The sequence below is a fragment of the Nocardia sp. NPDC051900 genome, assembly GCF_044452545.1.
GTDB lineage: Bacteria > Actinomycetota > Actinomycetes > Mycobacteriales > Mycobacteriaceae > Nocardia > Nocardia sichangensis.
On record NZ_JBITBU010000045.1, the window covers coordinates 1 to 15,138 of the forward strand.

Below are 15,138 nucleotides of genomic sequence, written 5' to 3' on the forward strand. Positions count from 1 at the left end.
GGCAACGCCGCCCGATCCAACTTCCCCACCGGCGTCAACGGAATCTCATCCAACACCACAATCGACGCCGGAATCATGTACCCCGGCAACGACTCACCGATGTACTCCACGAGCGCGTCGGTGTCCACGTCGGCGCCGGGGCGCGGCAGCACGTACGACACCAGTGCGGTCGCACCCGATGGCAGCGACTTGCCCAGGGTGGCCGCGAAGTCGATATCCGGATGGCCGGTGAGAGCGTTGTCGATCTCGCCGAGTTCGATGCGGAAACCGCGGATCTTCACCTGGAAGTCCGAGCGGCCCAGGTATTCGATGACGCCGCCGTCCTGGCCGGCCGATTCGGTGCGCCGCACCAGATCACCGGTGCGGTACAGCCGCGCCGCCGGGTTGCCGCTGTCGGCGCCGAACGGGCTGGCGACGAATCGCTCCGCGGTCAGGCCCGGCCGGTTGAGGTAGCCCTGCGCCAGCGCGGGACCGGACAGATACAGCTCGCCGACCACCCCGGCAGGAACCGGCCGCAGCCGTGAGTCCAGCACGAACGCGCCGACGCCCGGGATGGCCGTGCCGATCGTGATGGGCTCGCCCGGCGTCATCGGCGGCGTGCTGGTGGCCAGGATCGTCGCCTCGGTGGGCCCGTAGCCGTTGTAGAACTCGCGCTCGGCCGCCCAGCGTCCGACCAGTTCCGGGCCGAACTTGTCACCGGCCACCACCACGGCCTGCAGGTCGTCCAGTCCGGCCGGATCCACCGATTCCAGGGCGCCCGGCGTGATGAGCATGTGCGTGACGTGCTCGCGCCGCAGCAGATCCGCCAGCTCGAAACCGCCGAACACCGTCGGCGGCGCGATCACCAGCGTCGCGCCGGAGGAGAAGGCCAGCAGCAGTTCCAGCACCGAGACGTCGAAGTTCGGCGAGCAGACGTGCAGAACGCGCGAGTCCTCCGTCACGCCGTAGTGCTCGCGCTCCGCGGCGACCAGCCCCGCCAGACCGCTGTGGGTGACCACGACGCCCTTGGGCTTGCCGGTGGAGCCGGAGGTGTAGATGACATAGGCCGGGTGCCGCTCGTCGAGCGGACGGACCCGGTCGGTGTAGGAGATGGGGTGCTCCGGGCGCGCGGCGATGCGCGCGGCCTGCACCGGGTCGTCCAGTTCGATCCAGTACACACCGGTGCCGAGCACCGGGCGGTGCGCCGAAGTGGTCAGACCCACCGTGGCGCCGGAGTCGGCGACGATGTGATTGATCCGGTCGGTGGGATAGGTCGGATCCACCGGCACGTAGGCCGCGCCGGTCTTGGCGATGGCCCAGACGGCGAGCACCGACTCCACGCTGCGCGAGATTCCGATGGCGACCACGTCGCCGGGCCCGACACCGCGCTCGATCAGCTCCCTGGCCAGCCGCGAGGACGCCGCGTCCAGCTCGGCGTAGGTGAGCTCCCGATCGTCGGCCGGGTTCCCCGTGGGGTTGAACCGGATCGCGACCTCGGTGGCGGCGGACTCGACCGCGGCGGTGAGCAGCTGCGCGAAAAGCGGACTGCCCGACCTGCGGCGACGGCTACCGCGAGCAGAGCGACGGGCGGTTTCCATTCGAGTGCATTCACCTCTCGGATCGAGCCAGGACCCGGGCTCTACCCTGCTCAGGGCTTGTTATCCGGGGCCAGCGCGGACCGAGCAATCATATAAGGGGCTGACCACTGAACCCGCGCGCTGTATTGGATTGCCGCGGATGCCGTCGGTACGGTCCGCATCCCCCTTGTCGAGTGCTGTCCTCTCGTAGGACACCATCCGCCCCCCTGGAATCGGTGTCTTGCCTGATCCCTGCCGTTATATCGGTACTTACGCCATCGTGTTGCACTAGTGCCCGAATCGGTGAGCTTGGTCACAGCCATCCGCGCCGCGTGGCCTGCACCCCCGCCTGGAATCTGGTGCTCGCCCCGAGGCGCTCCAGCAGCCGTGCGGTCCGGCGGACCACCGTGCGCCGGGACATCCCGAGTCGCCGCGCGATGGTGTCATCGGTCGCGCCGAGCCCCATCAGGGTCAGGATCGCGCGGTCGCGTTCGTCCAGCGCCTCCGCGGCCGGGTTCACCGAGATCGGCGCCGCCATCGTCCACAGCACGTCGAAGGTCTTGATCAACAACTCGAGCGTGGGGGAACCGGTGATGCGCAGACCCATCGGGTCGGGCCTGCGTTCGTCGGCGTGCAGCACCAGGCTGGCCCGCTCGTCGTCGCTGATGATCAACTTGAGCGGCGGCTCGGGCAGGGTTCTGGCCTGCGCACCGCCCGCGTTGGTGGACAGCGCGTGCCGCAGGCGCTCGGGGTCCTGATAGACGGTGTCCTGATACAAGGTCTGGTAGCGGATGCCGTCGGCGAGCCTGGCCCGTTTGAGTTCGAACAGTTGGCGCTCGCGCTCGGGATCGCTCAGATAGGGCCCGCGCTCGACCAGCTTGACGCAGCTGCGCGCGCCGGTCTGCATCTCCTCGAAATCCGCCAGCATCTCCAGCCGCTCGTACACCGGCACCACCGCGCCGTTGCCGCGCGGCGAGCGGCGCACCGAGCGGAACGTCTCGCTCAAGCGTGCTGCGGCGGCGTGCATCTGGTTGATCTCCTGCTGCCTGCGCCGAGCCTCGGCTTCGGACAACGATTCCGGCGCGTGCGCGTCCCACAGCGGTTCGCCGTCGGGCGACTCGACGCGGACCGCGGCGTGCAATTCACACAACACATCCAGCGTGGCCGCGGCGAGGTCTTCCGAAACGCCCAGGTAATGCGCGATATCGGCGAGACTCGACCGCGGATGGTGCACCAGCACGGCGTACGCGCGGCCGTGCGGTGACCCAGGCTCGAAGATGTCGCCCAGCTCGATCACGGCCCGAGCCTAGCGACCGACCGGTGTCCGTGGGGCAGCTCTACGAGACCAGGACGCGAACCGCCTCCCGCGTCACCGGGACGCGGGAGGCTTCGCTGCGCGCAACCGTGCGCTGATCGGAATATCAAGCCGGACAGGGAATGTCAGTGCGCCGACGGGCCCCACTCCAGGGGCACTCCCTTGGCGGCCAAGTAGGGCATCGGGTCGATCTTGGCGCCCGACTGGTCCCAGATCTCCAGGTGCAGATGCGGACCGGTGGACTGGCCCCGGTTGCCGACGGTGGCGATCACGTCGCCCGCGTTCACCCGCTGGCCCGCGTGCACGAACATCTCGTTCACGTGGCCGTAGACGGCGGTGGTGCCGTCGTCCTGCAGGATTCGCACCCACAGACCGAAACCGGAGGCGGGCCCCGCCTCGATGACGGTGCCGTTGCTGACCGAGTGGATCGGCGCGCCCAGCGAGTCGGCGAAGTCGAGGCCGTAATGCATGGCGCCCCAGCGGCTGCCGAACCCGGAGCTGATCTCGCCGGCCACCGGGCGCACCGCGGGCGCCGGAGCGACCTGCTGCTGCACGCCCTTGAGAGCCTCCTCGGCCTGCGCCAAGGGACCGATGACCTCCGGGGGAAGATTGGGAATGCCGAACGGCGCGGCGACCGGCGCGGCGATCTGGCCTGCGACCGCGGCGGGCTCCGGCGCGGCCTGCGCGACCGGCTCGGCGGCGGCCTTCGCCTCGACGATCGGAAGGATGCTCGTACCCTTCACGGTGGAGGGCGCGGCCTGCGTCTCCTCGTCGGCATCGTGCGAACCGGGCAGCAGCGGCGACGCGTAAGCGAGCGCGGGAGCGACCTGGCTGGCAGCGCCGATCAAGGCGCCCGCGGCAACCGCCGCGGTGGCGGCGGCCTTGACTCGTTCGGTGGCGGACGGCTCGGCGCGGTGCCGCGTCGGACGGCCCGATTCGCCGCCGTCGCCGAGGAGGCTCTGGACGGTAATGGAACTGGGGCCTACACGGTGCTGCGACAAAGCTGAATCCTCGGTCGTACAACAGGGTCCGGGATGCCGGAGCCCTAGCGGAACCGGTTCGATAACGATCCGGTAAAGCCGGGCGGATAACGGTTTGGCATCCGTCGTGACGGGAACTCTACCGCGTCGTGACCATTCCGCAACCTTCCAGCGGAAAAACGCTGGTGAGGCCCGGGTCACATGTCCAGATACGCGACAATCGAACCGTGATCCTCGACCAATTGGACGTTCCGATCGCGCTCGCCCCCATGGCGGGCGGCCCCTCCACCCCCGAGCTGACCGCCGCCGTGGCCGAAGCGGGCGGTTTCGGCCAGCTGGCCGCCGGTTATCTGAGCGCCGCCGACACCGCGGCGCGGATCGCGGCGACTCGCGCGGCCACCGGCAAGCCGTTCGGCGTGAACCTCTTCGTGCCAGGCCCGCCGACTCCTCCCGCAGATCTGGCGGACTATCTGGCCGAACTCGGCGCCGAACACCAGCTGGGAGATCCGCGCTTCGACACCGACGACTGGGACGCCAAACTCGACCTGCTCGTCGCCGACCCGGTCGCGGCCGTGTCGTTCACCTTCGGCTGCCCGAGTGCCGCGGACATCGAACGGCTGCATGCCGCCGGTTCCGAAGCCTGGGTCACCGTCACCTCGGTCGCCGAGGCGCGCTTCGCCGTCGAGGCAGGCGCCGACGTGCTCATCGCCCAAGGCGCGGAGGCGGGCGGGCACCGCGCGACGTTCACCGATCGGCCCGCCGACGACGTCACCGACCCACTCGGGCTGCTGGCGCTGCTGCAATTGCTCTCCGCCGCCACCGACCTGCCGCTGGTGGCCACCGGCGGCCTCACGACCGGCGCGGGCATCGCCGCCGCGCTCGCGGCGGGCGCCACGGCCGCGCAACTGGGCACGGCGTTCCTGCGCTGCCCCGAGGCGGGCACCAGTCAGGTGCACCGCGCCGCGCTGACCGCCGACACCCCGACGATGCTCACCCGCGCCTTCACCGGACGCAGGGCACGCGGCTTGCGCAACCGCTTCCTGGTGCGGCACACCGCTACCGCGCCGACCGGATACCCGGAGATCCACTACGCCACCGCCCCGCTGCGAGCCGAGGCGCGGGCGGCGGGCAACCCCGAGGAGGTCAACCTCTGGGCGGGCCAAACCCATGAGCTGACACCGGAGCTACCCGCGGGCGAACTGGTCTCGACCCTGGCCGCCGACACGAAAGCCGCACTGGAAAAGGCACTTTCGCGCCGAATCCAGCATTATTGACAACGACTTTCGTTTAGACTTCAGTGGCATCGCATCGACGTTCAGCACTGGAGGAGAGCGCCATGTCCCTTGATGTCCCCACCGCAGTACTCGAACGCGCCGAACGCGGCGAGGTCGACGACGCCGACTTCGTCGAGGTCGTACGCAATTCGCTGCCCTACGCCTGGGAAGTGGTCAGCCGCGTAGCCGGTGAGCTGCGTTCCGGGACGGCGGAATTCGCCGACAACACGATCGCGCCGCCCGACGAGGTGGCGCGCGGGCAACTGCTGCGCGCCATGGCTTCCGACGCGATTCGCGGTGGGCTGGAGCGGCACTTCGGCGTGAAGCTCGCCTTCCAGAACTGCCACCGGGTCGCGGCGTTCCCGCTCTCCTCGGTCGGCGGCGAGACCTACACCACGTTCATCGGCACCCGGGCCCAGCTGCTCAACCAGAGCCCGGAACTGCGCAACTGCTGATCCACCGAATCGAACACCCGGCGCGGCAAACCGTTTCGCCCGCGCCGGGTGTTCTCGCGTATGCGGCGCCGTGCCCGCGCGTCGCCGCCGCCCGTCACGGACGGCTGCGCGTAGGGTCAACCGCCATGAGCAGCAACGATCTTCGCGATGAGGTCGAGGCCCGGCTCGCGCCGTGGCGCCAACAGCTCGGGGCGGACCGCGCCGCCTACACCAATCATGTGCTGCGGGTGCTCACGTTGTGCGATCTGCTGGCCGACGACCGGCAAACCCCGCCGAGCGCCCGTGAGGAGTTCCTGACCGCGGCCGTGCTGCACGACATCGGCATCTGGTCGGCGGGCAGCTTCGACTACCTCGCGCCCTCGTGCGACCAGGCGCGCGCCTGGCTGGCGAGCATCGACCGCGACGACCTGACCGGACTGGTGGTGGCGATGATCGACCAGCATCACAAGATCCGCCCGGCGGGCCCACCGCACGACCCGGTCGAGATCTTCCGGCGCGCCGACGCGATCGACGTCGAACTCGGCTTGCTCGGCCGGTTCGGCATCTCGCGCGGAACCTACCGTGAGCTGGCGAAGCGCTATCCGAACCACGGCTTCCACCGCAAGCTCGTCTCCCTGGTCGCGCGGCGGTTGCGTAGTCACCCCGCGTCACCACTGCCGATGCTGAAGTGGTGACGCGGGGCAGCAGGGGTCAGGACAGGGTGGTGACCTCCAGATCGCCGTCGGCGTACTGGGCGCGCAGCCGCTTCTTGTCGAACTTGCCCACACTGGTCTTGGGGACCTCGGCGATGAACGTCCACCGTTCGGGCAGCTGCCATTTGGCGAACTTGTCGGCCAAGAACTCCCGCAGTTCTTCGGGTTTGGCTTCGGCACCCTCGGCCAGCACGATCGCCACCAACGGACGCTCGTCCCACTTCTGGTCCGGCACACCGATCACCGCGGCCTCGGCGACCGCCGGATGCGCGATCACCGCGTTCTCCAGATCCACCGACGAGATCCACTCACCCCCGGACTTGATCACATCCTTCGAGCGGTCCACCAGCGTGAGATAACCATCGGGACTGATCTTGCCGACATCCCCGGTCCGCAACCACCCGTCGTCGAACTTCTCCGGATCGATCACCGTGCCGTCGGGCGAATAATACGACCCGGTGATCCACGGACCGCGCACCTGCAACTCCCCCAACGCCACCCCGTCGTTGGGGACCACACCCTCATCACCGACCAGACGCGCCCGCACCCCGGCCGGGAAACGACCCTGAGTCACCCGATACGCCCACTTCTCCTCGTCGGTGACCGCGGTCGCCGGCGGATGCGCCACACTACCCAACGGCGAGGTCTCGGTCATCCCCCACGCATGCAGCACCCGCACACCATGCTTGTCCTCGAAGGTGCGCATCATCGACGGCGGCACCGCCGAACCACCCACCACCACCGCACGCAGATGCGTGATGTCCTGCGGGTTCGCCGCCAACCCGGCCAGCACCCCACCCCAAATCGTCGGCACCGCCGCGGCGAAGGTCGGCTTCTGCGCGGCCATCACCTCCAACAACGGCCCCGGCTGCAGGAACCGGTCGGGCATCAACAGATTCGCCCCCGCCATCAACGCCGCATACGGCAGACCCCACGCGTTCGCGTGGAACAACGGCACGATCGCCAGAATCGAATCGGTGCCGTGCAAACCCATCCCGTTGTTCGCCGCCACCTGCATCGCGTGCAGCCAGTTCGACCGATGCGAATACACCACACCCTTCGGATCCCCCGTGGTACCGGAGGTGTAGCACATCGCCGCGGCCGCGCGCTCGTCGATCACCGGGAACTCGTAGACCTCCGGCTGCGCACCCAGCAACTCGGTGTAGGAGTGCACCTGCACACCCTCGGGCGCGGTCAACGTCGCCGCGTCACCGTTGACCACGATCACGTGGCGCACCGTCGTCAGGTGCGGCAGGATCTGCCCGAACAACGGCACCAGGCTGCCGTCCACCAACACCACCTGATCCTCGGCGTGGTTGGCCACATACACCACCTGCTCGGGGAACAACCGGATGTTCAACGCGTGCAGCACCGCACCCATCGCGGGCACCGCGATATAGGCCACCAGGTGCTCGTTGTTGTTCCACATGAACGTGCCCACCCGATCACCCACCCCGATACCCAGCCCACCCAACGCGTTCGCCAACCGCGCCGACTCCGCGCCTACCTCACGATAGGTCATGGTGCGCACGCCGGTACCGGTCCACGTCGACACAGTCGAATCCCCAGCGAACGTCGATGCGTAGCGCAGCAACGTCGCCAACGACAACGGCTCGTCCTGCATAGTGCTCAACATCGCAACTCCTTCTTCCATCGATGACTTCCCCACAGAAAGCCACATCGGTCTCGGCCACCATCGGGTTCCGTACCAGCAGTTCCCGGGTCCACGGCGGTGAGCGCCTCCCCCGGCGGGTTCGCCACGCCGGACCGATGCGCGAGCACCTGCCCGATCGTGCTGGATTCCTTGCCGTGGCGGACGTATTCGGGGATGCGGCGGCCGATCGGCGCGTGCGGTTCCAGCAGTTCGCGCTCGGTGCGCAGGCGCTCGGCGAATGCCGTGACGCACTCGGACGCGGAGTAGGTGACGAACGGCGTGGTCATGTCGACCGGCACATTCGGCGCGTCGGTGCCGTCGCCGTCCGCGTGGCCCAGCGCCCGGTCGACAACGACTCGCTCGGACCGTCGCACGCACAACTGGATGGCCGGGTGCGCACCGCTGCGATAAACCGGTCGCACGCGCTGCCATAGATACTCCGCATAGTCGCGGGCAAGACCGGCTTCGGGCGGATCCACTTCCGCGCCAATCGACGCGACGATGTCGAAATATTCCGGCTTGCGACTGCGTAGACCCAGGTCGGGCAGCTCAGGGAGAGTCGGTACACGCGGCGTCATGGTTCAGCACGCATCGACCATGAGCCACATCACACCGGGGATGCTACCCAACGGTAGGCCGCTGTGGGCAGGGGCCGCGGAGCAAGAACCGCGACCATCCATCCGACGGCATACGCCATCAGTTTGCGCTGGTCAGCTCGGTGCCCGACCCGGCCCGGAGACCGCGACTTCGGTATGCGCCGGATAGGCGTGCACCACAGCGGTGTCCAGCTTGGGCACCACATGGGTGAGGGCGTGCTGAGCCTCGTGCGCGACGCGGTGCGCGTCCGCGAGCGTGATCGTCGGGGCGACGTCCAACTCGACGTCGGCGTGCAGCCGGTGACCGATCCACCGCATGCGCAGGCTGCGCACTCCCTGCACGCCGGGCTCGGCGGCCAGCGCCCGCTCGGCCGCGGTGACCATCCCGGGCTCGACGGCGTCCATCAAGCGGCGCAACACGTCGCGTGCCGCGGTTCGCAGCACCGCGAGGATCGCCGCGGTGATGAGCAACCCGACGATCGGATCCGCGAGGGGGAAGCCGAGTGCCACTCCGCCCGCGCCGAGCAGCACGGCCAGCGAGGTGAAACCGTCGGTGCGCGCGTGCAAGCCGTCGGCGACCAGCGCCGCCGAGCCGATCCGCCGGCCGACGCGGATCCGGTACAGCGCGACCGTCTCGTTGCCGAGGAACCCGACCAACCCGGCCGCGGCGACCCAGCCCAGATGCTCGATCGGCACCTGATGGAGCAACCTGCGCACCGCCTCGTATCCGGCGATCAGCGCCGACAAGGCGATCATCGCGACGACGAACAGCCCGGCCAGGTCCTCCGCCCGGCCGAAGCCGTAGGTGTAGCGCCGGGTCGCGGCCTTGCGGCCGAGGGCGAACGCGATCCACAGCGGAACCGCGGTCAGCGCGTCGGAGAAGTTGTGCACGGTATCCGCGGCCAGCGCCACCGAGCCGGACACGGCGACGATGCCCAGTTGCAGCACCGCGGTGCATCCGAGCACGACCAGGCTGATCTTGACCGCCCGGATGCCGATCGCGCTGGCCTCCAGCGCGTCATCCATGCTGTCGGCGGCGTCGTGGCTGTGCGGGACGAAGATCTCCCGCAGCACAGCGAACGGTCCCGAAGGATGCCGGTGATGATGATGTCCGTCGTCGTGGGGGTGATGGTGCCGATGGGTCATGCGCTCGCCTCGTCTCGGCCGGGGAGTTCACGCAGCGCGCTCGCGCCACGATGATGCGCGGGAACGCCTGGGCCCGCGTGCTCGGCGTTGTACACCGCGTCCACCACCAGTTGCCGGACGTGCTCGTTCTCCAGGCGATAGAAGATCGTCGTCCCCGATCGGCGGGTGTTCACCAACCGCGCCATGCGCAATTTGGCCAGATGCTGGGACACCGAAGGCGCCGGCTTGCCGACCTGTCCGGCCAGGTCGTTCACCGACAGCTCGCGGTCGACCAGCGCCCAGAGCACTTGCACGCGGGTGGGGTCGGCGAGCATGCGGAACACCTCGACAACCAGTCCGACCTGATCCTCCGCGAGACGCGGCCGCAATTCCTGGTTATCTGCATTCATACGCAGATATTAGAACAGACGAAGCCGCCGACACCAGCGCTCCGGGCCGATGTGGCGGCGGCACCCCCTGCGTTGCCGCCGACACACCGGTCGACCCCGGATCCCGACAGTCTTCTGTCTTAGTCGAGTGTGGCGTCGGTGCGCCAGGCGAGCGAAGCGATATCACCCGACTGAGACAAACCGATCGGCACGCCCTTCCCGCGATGTGGACATGCTTCGCGCACAACGACGGTTACCAGCACGAATACCCCGGCGTCGCAGCGACGTTCACGCGCACCTGTACACACAACTGCACGTGCAGAAAGAGCGTCCTGCAACAGTTCGCACTCGGCCACCAGGTGCCGCTCCGGTCGGAACATTCTGCACCGAACTCGTCGTATCCGCCGCAATCGTGTCCGGACCGGAATGTCCCGCCGTGCCGCACCCGGGATTCGCCGGCGACCGCCCGCCGACGTGAAGGAGCCGCCGGACACGCCCGGTTACTGTGAATCACGAGAGACGCACCGAGCGACCGTGGAGTAGACGACATGCCAGTGGACCGAATGCTGCCCACCTCCGAGGCCAGGGACCTGCTGGAGCTGACCCGCGACATCGCCGACAAGGTGCTCGAACCGCGCGTGGCCGAGTGCGAGAAGACCGGGATCTTCCCCGATGGCGTCTTCCCCGCGCTGGGCGCCGCAGGGCTGCTCAGCCTGCCGTATCCGGAGGAATACGGCGGCGGCGCGCAGCCCTACGAGGTGTACCTCCAGGTGCTCGAGGAACTCGCCGCCCGGTGGGCCGCCGTCGCCGTGGCCGTCAGCGTGCACAGCCTGTCCTGCCATCCGTTGTTCGCCTTCGGCACCGAGGAACAGAAGGAACGCTGGCTGGCCGACATGCTCTCCGGCGAGACCATCGGCGCCTACAGCCTGTCCGAGCCGCACGCCGGTTCCGACGCGGCCGCGCTGCGCTGCCGCGCCACCCCCGTGGCGGGCGGCTACCGGATCACCGGCGCCAAAGCCTGGATCACCAACGGTGGACGCGCCGACTTCTACACCCTCTTCGCCCGCACCGGCGAAGGTTCCCGCGGCATCTCCTGCTTCCTGGTCCCCAGTGATACCGAGGGGCTCAGCTTCGGCAAGCCCGAGGAGAAGATGGGCTTGCGCGCCGTGCCGACCACCACCGCCGCCTATGACGACGCGTTCCTGCCCGCCGAACGTCGCGTCGGCGCCGAGGGACAGGGACTCTCGATCGCCTTCAGCGCCTTGGATTCCGGCCGTCTCGGCATCGCCGCGGTCGCCACCGGCCTGGCGCAGCGCGCCCTCGACGAGGCCGTCTCGTACGCCAAGGAACGTGAGGCGTTCGGCCGCCACATCATCGACCACCAGGGGCTCGGTTTCGTGCTCGCCGACATGGCCGCCGCCGTGGACTCCGCACGCGCCACCTACCTCGACGCCGCCCGCCGCCGCGACGCGGGCCTGCCGTACTCGCGCCAGGCCAGCGTGGCCAAGCTCGTCGCCACCGACGCCGCCATGAAGGTCACCACCGACGCGGTCCAGGTGTTCGGCGGCTACGGCTATACCCAGGATTTCCCGGTCGAGCGCTACATGCGCGAAGCCAAGGTCATGCAGATCTTCGAGGGCACCAACCAGATTCAGCGTCTGGTCATCGCACGCCAGCTCGCCGGGAACTGACGCCCCGCTGGCCGGAAATGCCGATTGGATGACCGCGGATGTCTTCGGACCTGCGGATACCGGCTCGTACCCTGTATGGATGACGACGCCGTCCATCATCATCATCGGCGCCGGATTCGGTGGGCTCGGCATCGCGCTGGAGCTGCGGCGGGCCGGGCTGGACACCTTCACGATTCTGGAGCGCGCCACCGATCTCGGCGGCGTCTGGCGGGAGAACACCTATCCCGGCGCGGCCTGCGACGTGCCTTCCCCGCTGTACTCGTGGTCCTACGAGCCGAAGTCCGACTGGCCACGGCGTTTCTCCGAACAACGCGACATCCACGAGTACATGCAGGGCGTCGCCGACCGGCACGGCCTGCGACGCTTCATCCGTTTCGGCACCGAGGTCACCGACGCGGAGTTCGACGAGCGCACCGGCCAGTGGACCGTCCGCACGGCCGACGGAACGCAACTGACCGCCGACATCCTCGTCCCGGCGGTCGGCCAGCTCTCGCGCCCGGCCCTGCCGAACATCCCTGGCATCGAAACCTTCACCGGTCCGGCGTTCCACTCCGCCGAATGGGATCACGACATCGACCTGACCGGCAAGCGGATCGCCTGCATCGGCACCGGGGCCAGCGCGATCCAATACATCCCGCGCATTCAGCCGACGGCGGGTCACCTCACGCTGTTCCAGCGCTCCGCCGCCTGGGTGCTGCCGAAGGCCGACGTCGAGTACAGCGCTCTGCATCACGCACTGTTCAAATACTTTCCGCCCAGCCGCCTCGCCGAGCGCTTCGCCATCTGGTCCTTCTTCGAGGCGCTCGCCCTCGGCCTGACCGACATCCCGGCGATCAAGACCCCCGTGATCGCATTGGCCGACCGGCACCGGGAAAAGCAGGTGCCCGACGCCGAACTGCGCGGGAAACTGACTCCCGATTACGCGGCGGGGTGCAAGCGCGGACTGTTTTCCAACGAGTACTTCCCCGCGCTGGCGCAGCCGAACGTCACCGTGGAGACCACTGCCATCGAGTCGATCACGCCGACCGGAATCCGCACCGCCGACGGCGTCGAGCACGACGTGGACGTCATCATCTTCGGTACCGGCTTCAAGGGCACCGAGTTCCTTGCCCCGATGAACATCTACGGCCTCGGCGGGCGCAAACTGGCCGACGTCTGGGGCGACGAAGGCGCCCGCGCCTACCTCGGACTCTCGGTGCCCCAGTTCCCCAACCTGTTCATGATGTACGGCCCGAACACCAACGTCGGCTCCGGCTCCATCATCTACATGCTCGAATCCCAGGCCCGCTACATCCGCCAGGTCGTGCAGTACCTGACCGATCGTCCCGGCCGCTACCTCGCCGCCCGCCCCGCCGCCGAGCAGCGCTGGGACGACTGGTTGCAGAAGCGCTTGAAAGACACCCCCTGGAACTTCTGCTCCAGCTGGTACCGCAACGCCTCCGGCCGGATCACCAACAACTGGCCCGGCGCGACCCTGCTGTACCGCTGGAAGACCAAGACTTTCGACCCCGCCGACTACGACGAGGCGCAAGCACCCGCCGCGACGCCGTGACCCGCACACTCAGTGAGACCTCAGCAAGCCGACAGTAAACTGGCCTTGTCCGAGATCCCGCGGAAGAGGTGCCCATGTTTTGGCTGCTTATCGCCTTGATACTCGGCGCGCTGATCGTCTTGCTGATTTGGCAGTCACAACAGAGCGAACAGCGTAAAGCTACCGAGTTGGCCGACGCTCTCGCCGACGCCAGGCAAGTGAACGAACGGCTCGGCGGCCAGGTCTACAGCCTCTCCGGCAGCAACGACGCCGCCGTCCAGGCACTCGCCGACGCCTCCGAGCGGCATCTCGCGGCCGGCGCGCAACTCGACCAGGCCCGCACGCCCACGCAGGCACGGCTGGCGAAGCAGACCGCGCTGGAAGGGCTCTACTACATCAAGGCCGCACGGACCGCGATGAACATGGACCCGGGCCCCGCGATCCCCGGACTCGACGGCCAGGACGCCGCGGGGCAGGTGACCGAGAAGCGCATCGTCGAGTACGAGGGCAGGCAGATCAAGGCCGCCCCCGAACCCTCGTCATCGACACCGAACTACTACCCCGGCGGCCGAGTGGCCGGACGACCGGTACCCGCTGGTTGGTACTCCGAACCCTGGTGGAAACCCGCCATGGTCGCAGGCGCCTGGGGCCTCGGCTCGGCCCTGCTGTTCACCTCCCTGTTCTCCGGGATGTCCGGAGTGGGCTACGACGCGCACGGCTTCGAGAGCGGCTACGGCGAAGGGTTCCAAGACGGACTGGCCGCGGACGACGGCCAAGGCGGGGACGGCGGCCAGGGCGGGGACTACTCCGGGGGCTACGACCAAGGCGGCGACTACCCCGGCGGGTACGACCAGGGCGGGGACTACTCCGGCGGCTACGACGACGGCGGGTTCGACGGAGGAGGGTTCGACGGCGGAGGATTCGACGGGGGCTTCTGATCCCGTCCACCAACGCCCATACGACAGCGATGCGGCCTCCGAGCCCGTTACCCGGTAGACTGCGAACGTCCCGGGCGGGCCTCGAGCCCACCCAGCCTTCGTAGCTCAGGGGATAGAGCACCGCTCTCCTAAAGCGGGTGTCGCAGGTTCGAATCCTGCCGAGGGCACAAACCTGCGACAGCGTTTCCGCAGGTCAAGCGGATTTTCCGGAACATCCCCGAATGGCTGCATTGAAAATGCCCCAGGTCAGACGCGACCCTAGTAGGGCACATTCGAACATCGGAACGCACACCGAGTAAATGCGACCATCCGCGCCGGGCAACCGGGCCGACCGACAGGAGCGCGTCACACGCCGCCCCCTCTCATCACGAACGCCCGCTTCACCGGACTTGTTACAAACAACGACATCGAGCCGCTTCCAGCTCTACTCACCTGCGCTCTCAACCGCCACTGATCGCCCGCTCAGCGGCATCAGCGTGCGTTCACTCGGGGCTGACCGGGTGGCGTTGGCTTCCGATGGATGAAAACAGCGGCCAGGCCGTGGCGCAAAACCCGCTTCTGTCGTTCGAGATTCTGGGAGCCACAGCGGCCGAACGCTCGCGATCGGCCGGGCCAGCCGTAGCGACTCACGCACGGAACTGGAAAGCTCTCAGACACAGGACGATCCGTTCCATTCGCGTCGACGGATAGGTCTGAGGGGTGCAGTAGCATCGCCGAAACCGGGCGGATATGGCGAGCCCCGACGAGAGATGCACAGCCTGGAGGACAAACAATGCCACAACATGGTGGGGGCACCGACTCGATGGGAACTCGAGCGTGAGCGAGGATCAGCCCGCCATGGCGGGCATCGGAGAAGTGCTGTCGTGCATCGGGCCGACCTGCGGGGACACCGTCAACTGGAGTGCGGCGGAGAAGATCTACGAAACTGCTTTTCCGGCCGAC

General features: G+C 68.3%; 13 protein-coding genes and 1 tRNA gene. 7 read left to right on the forward strand and 7 right to left on the reverse strand.

Annotated elements, in window-relative coordinates; genetic code table 11:
* From ACIA5H_RS36740 to ACIA5H_RS36750, 3 genes are all read right to left on the reverse strand, one after another.
* Positions 1–1,577, reverse strand: a 1,577-nt coding sequence (locus tag ACIA5H_RS36740) for an amino acid adenylation domain-containing protein (protein WP_397080881.1), incomplete at its 3' end; no start/stop codon positions are given.
* A 292-nt stretch (positions 1,578–1,869) separates the two neighbouring features.
* Positions 1,870–2,853, reverse strand: a complete 984-nt coding sequence (locus ACIA5H_RS36745; protein WP_379256371.1) for a DNA-binding response regulator — start codon at positions 2,851–2,853, stop codon at positions 1,870–1,872.
* 143 nt (positions 2,854–2,996) lie between these two features.
* Positions 2,997–3,872, reverse strand: a complete 876-nt coding sequence (locus tag ACIA5H_RS36750; protein WP_379256369.1) for a M23 family metallopeptidase — start codon at positions 3,870–3,872, stop codon at positions 2,997–2,999.
* Between the two features lie 206 nt (positions 3,873–4,078).
* On the opposite strand from ACIA5H_RS36750, the gene ACIA5H_RS36755 reads away from it, so the two are divergent.
* The 3 genes from ACIA5H_RS36755 (at position 4,079) to ACIA5H_RS36765 (ending at position 6,254) form a co-directional block, all read left to right on the forward strand.
* Complete coding sequence (locus ACIA5H_RS36755; RefSeq protein ID WP_397080884.1) at positions 4,079–5,125, forward strand: nitronate monooxygenase; 1,047 nt, start codon at positions 4,079–4,081, stop codon at positions 5,123–5,125.
* Positions 5,126–5,187: 62 nt separating this feature from the next.
* A complete protein-coding gene (locus ACIA5H_RS36760) occupies positions 5,188–5,580 on the forward strand; it encodes an SCO5389 family protein (RefSeq protein ID WP_355081478.1) in 393 nt (130 codons plus the stop codon).
* Between the two features lie 125 nt (positions 5,581–5,705).
* The gene (locus tag ACIA5H_RS36765; RefSeq protein WP_397080886.1) at positions 5,706–6,254 is read left to right on the forward strand and encodes an HD domain-containing protein; all 549 of its coding nucleotides are present in this window, start codon (positions 5,706–5,708) and stop codon (positions 6,252–6,254) included.
* A gap of 16 nt (positions 6,255–6,270) precedes the next feature.
* Here ACIA5H_RS36765 and ACIA5H_RS36770 read toward each other — a convergent pair whose 3' ends face one another.
* The 4 genes from ACIA5H_RS36770 to ACIA5H_RS36785 all read right to left on the reverse strand — a co-directional run bounded on the left by ACIA5H_RS36770 (position 6,271) and on the right by ACIA5H_RS36785 (position 10,057).
* Positions 6,271–7,908, reverse strand: a complete 1,638-nt coding sequence (locus ACIA5H_RS36770; RefSeq protein ID WP_397080888.1) for a long-chain fatty acid--CoA ligase — start codon at positions 7,906–7,908, stop codon at positions 6,271–6,273.
* Positions 7,902–8,504, reverse strand: a complete 603-nt coding sequence (locus ACIA5H_RS36775; RefSeq protein WP_397080890.1) for a serine hydrolase — start codon at positions 8,502–8,504, stop codon at positions 7,902–7,904. The genes ACIA5H_RS36770 and ACIA5H_RS36775 overlap by 7 nt, the downstream gene beginning before the upstream one ends.
* A 132-nt stretch (positions 8,505–8,636) precedes the next feature.
* Positions 8,637–9,668: a cation diffusion facilitator family transporter gene (locus ACIA5H_RS36780; RefSeq protein WP_397080892.1), complete on the reverse strand. Its 1,032-nt coding sequence runs from the start codon at positions 9,666–9,668 to the stop codon at positions 8,637–8,639.
* Positions 9,665–10,057, reverse strand: coding sequence for an ArsR/SmtB family transcription factor (locus ACIA5H_RS36785; protein ID WP_397080894.1), 393 nt, complete (start codon positions 10,055–10,057; stop codon positions 9,665–9,667). Before ACIA5H_RS36785 ends, ACIA5H_RS36780 begins: the two co-directional genes overlap by 4 nt.
* 527 nt (positions 10,058–10,584) lie before the next feature.
* On the opposite strand from ACIA5H_RS36785, the gene ACIA5H_RS36790 reads away from it, so the two are divergent.
* The 4 genes from ACIA5H_RS36790 to ACIA5H_RS36805 all read left to right on the forward strand — a co-directional run bounded on the left by ACIA5H_RS36790 (position 10,585) and on the right by ACIA5H_RS36805 (position 14,363).
* Positions 10,585–11,727 (forward strand): acyl-CoA dehydrogenase family protein, encoded by a 1,143-nt coding sequence (locus ACIA5H_RS36790; RefSeq protein ID WP_397080896.1) that lies wholly within the window; start codon positions 10,585–10,587, stop codon positions 11,725–11,727.
* Between the two features lie 79 nt (positions 11,728–11,806).
* Positions 11,807–13,279, forward strand: a complete 1,473-nt coding sequence (locus ACIA5H_RS36795) for a flavin-containing monooxygenase (RefSeq protein WP_397080898.1) — start codon at positions 11,807–11,809, stop codon at positions 13,277–13,279.
* Between the two features lie 74 nt (positions 13,280–13,353).
* On the forward strand, positions 13,354–14,196 hold the full coding sequence (locus ACIA5H_RS36800; protein ID WP_397080900.1) for a DUF1542 domain-containing protein: 843 nt from the start codon (positions 13,354–13,356) through the stop codon (positions 14,194–14,196).
* Positions 14,197–14,290: 94 nt separating this feature from the next.
* Positions 14,291–14,363 (forward strand) — tRNA-Arg (locus tag ACIA5H_RS36805).
* Positions 14,364–15,138 lie beyond the last annotated feature (775 nt).